Raw genomic sequence first — 2,269 nt, forward strand, 5'->3', positions numbered from 1 at the left:
CCGCACCCGCGACGCGCGGAACGCCACCACCCCGCCGGAAGCCGCCCCACCGGGTACCCGCCCGGCGTGCGCCGTCGGTCACCGGTCGAGCACCGTGCGCCATTCGCCGATCCAGCGTTCCCGGTTCTGGCCCACCTGCTCGGTGGGCAGCGACATCGGGTCCCGCGGGCGGGGGGCCACCTGCGCCCAGCCCTCCGGCAACGCCACTCCGTGCCGGGTCGGGTAGACGTACATGTTCTCGGCGAGGGCGGCCTGGAAGCGGGGGGAGAGCAGAAAGTCGACCACCTCACCCGCCGCGTCCGGCCGGTCGGTGCCCGCCAGCACACCCGCGTACTCCACCTGGCGGTAACAGGTGTCGAGCAGCGCACTCGTGCGGGGACGCCCGTCGCGGCCGACCTCCGCGGCCGGGGAGGAGGCGTAGGAGACCACGATCGGCCGCTCACCCTGCCCCGAGGAGCCGGAGAAATCCTGGGTGTAGGCCTCGGTCCACCCGCTGACCACACGTGCGCCGTTGTCGGCGAGGTCGCCCCAGTAGTCGGTCCAGCCGTCCGTGCCGAACTCGGCGACGGTGGCCAGCAGGAACGCCAGCCCCGGCGAGGAGGTCGCCGGGCTCGGCGTCACGAGGAGGTCGGCGTACTCCGGCTCGGTGAGATCGGCCAGCGTGGTGGGTTCGGCGACGTCGTTCTCCGCGAACCACTCGCTGTCGATGTTGACGCACACGTCGCCCACGTCGACCGCGGACAACCGCTGCCGCGGGTCGATCGCGTACCGGTGCGGACCGCGGTCGGCCTCCGGGCTGGTGTAGGACTCGAACACCCCCGCGGACAGGGCCCTGCCGGCGAAGGTGGAGTCCACGCCGTACGCGACGTCGCCGATCGGGTCGTCCCGGCGCAGCACGAGCTTGTTCGTCAGCTCGCCGGCGTCGCCCTCCTCGCGCACCTCGAGCCGGAGTCCGGAGCGTTGTTCGAACCCGTTGACGACCTCCTCCGGCACGGACCACGACTGGTGGGTCACCAGTGTCACCGTGACGGGCTGCTCCGACGGCTCGTCGTCGCCGGTCATGACGGTGCATCCGGTGGCGAGCACACCGGCCGAGACCAGGGCGGCCGCCACGCGTGCGGAGCCCGGCCGCGGACGGAAGCTGTGGCCCATTCACTCTCCTTGCCGTGTGCCGGCGCGGAAGGTGCCCCCTTCCTGCGTCGGCATGATCCGAATCAGGTGCGAAACGGTCGCGGGCCGCGGACCCCGCCTCTCAGCCCGGCGCGCCGGACTCCCGTGGCAGCGTGCAGCGTACCCGTCCACGTACCACGATGGAGGCATGACGGAGTTACTCAGTGACGAGCGGATCGACCAGGCCCTGTCCCACCTGCCCGAATGGCACCGCGAGGGCAACGCGATCGAACGCACGGCCCAGCTGCCCGACTTCCCGCACGCGATCCAGGTCGTGAACCGGGTCGCCGAGATCGCCGAGAGCGAGAACCACCATCCGGACATCGACATCCGGTTCCGGACCGTGACCTTCCGGCTCAGCACGCATTCACACGGCGGAATCACCGAGAAGGACACGTCCCTGGCGGGGGAGATCGACGGGGCCCTCGACACGATGTGATCCGGCTCCCGGACGCGCCACGAACGGTGTGATCTCGCCCGTTCCGGGCAACTCCCCCACCGACGCCGAGCGTCATCCGCGGAGGGATCATCCGTTGTCGAGGGGAGTGCGCGATGAACCGCAACGTCCGGCCGGTCCCGTCTCTGCTGGGGTTGCTGACCGTGTTCCTGGTGAGCCTCGGCACCGGTGTGGCCTCGGCGCAGGAGGAGACCGGCAACCCTCCGGAGAGCGCGCCGACGCCCCCCTCGGACGTCGTGGTCCAGGCCCTCGTGGTGGGCGGCACCGCGTTCGCGGTCATGGTGGCCACGGCTTTCGCGGTGCTGTTCTACACCGCCCGCAGGCGTCGGCACGTCGAGCACGGCTGACCCCGCCCGGATAACCCGCGATCGGTGGTCCACCGGTCGGGTCACGACACCGGGCGGGGGGCCCGGCACGTGGTTACGCTCCTCGGGCCCGCGACGACGCGGGCACCGTGCCAGGCGCGGATACGCGGCAGTTCCCGAGGAGAGATCATGTTTCCGAGGCAGTGGATCGGCGGGCTCGTGGTCGCCGTGCTCGGGGCGGCGACGGTGTCGTGCTCCGGCGTCGAGGGCACCGGCGTCGAGGGCACCGGCAGCGAGACCGGCGACGCGGTCCACGGCTCCGCGACCGGGGCACCCC

Annotated in this window: 3 protein-coding genes; 2 read left to right on the forward strand and 1 reads right to left on the reverse strand. The window is 71.9% G+C overall.

Annotated features, from left to right (window positions below; translation table 11 throughout):
- Positions 1-78: 78 nt before the first annotated feature.
- Positions 79-1,152, reverse strand: a complete 1,074-nt coding sequence (locus SACHA_RS0116970) for a thiamine ABC transporter substrate-binding protein (RefSeq protein WP_019811713.1) — start codon at positions 1,150-1,152, stop codon at positions 79-81.
- 166 nt (positions 1,153-1,318) lie between these two features.
- Here SACHA_RS0116970 and SACHA_RS0116975 point away from each other — a divergent pair, with 166 nt between their 5' ends.
- Entirely contained in the window at positions 1,319-1,609 is a 291-nt protein-coding gene (locus tag SACHA_RS0116975) for a 4a-hydroxytetrahydrobiopterin dehydratase (protein WP_007026404.1), read from the forward strand.
- A gap of 113 nt (positions 1,610-1,722) precedes the next feature.
- Complete coding sequence (locus SACHA_RS0116980; protein WP_019811714.1) at positions 1,723-1,974, forward strand: hypothetical protein; 252 nt, start codon at positions 1,723-1,725, stop codon at positions 1,972-1,974.
- Positions 1,975-2,269: the final 295 nt, after the last annotated feature.

The organism is Saccharomonospora halophila 8, assembly GCF_000383775.1.
GTDB classification, from domain to species: domain Bacteria; phylum Actinomycetota; class Actinomycetes; order Mycobacteriales; family Pseudonocardiaceae; genus Saccharomonospora; species Saccharomonospora halophila.

Coding starts and splice junctions, on each gene's coding strand:
- SACHA_RS0116975 (WP_007026404.1), top strand. CDS start 1,319: ATGACGGAGTTACTCAGTGACGAGCGGATCGACCAGGCCCTGTCCCAC.
- SACHA_RS0116980 (WP_019811714.1), top strand. CDS start 1,723: ATGAACCGCAACGTCCGGCCGGTCCCGTCTCTGCTGGGGTTGCTGACC.
- SACHA_RS0116970 (WP_019811713.1), bottom strand. CDS start 1,152: ATGGGCCACAGCTTCCGTCCGCGGCCGGGCTCCGCACGCGTGGCGGCC.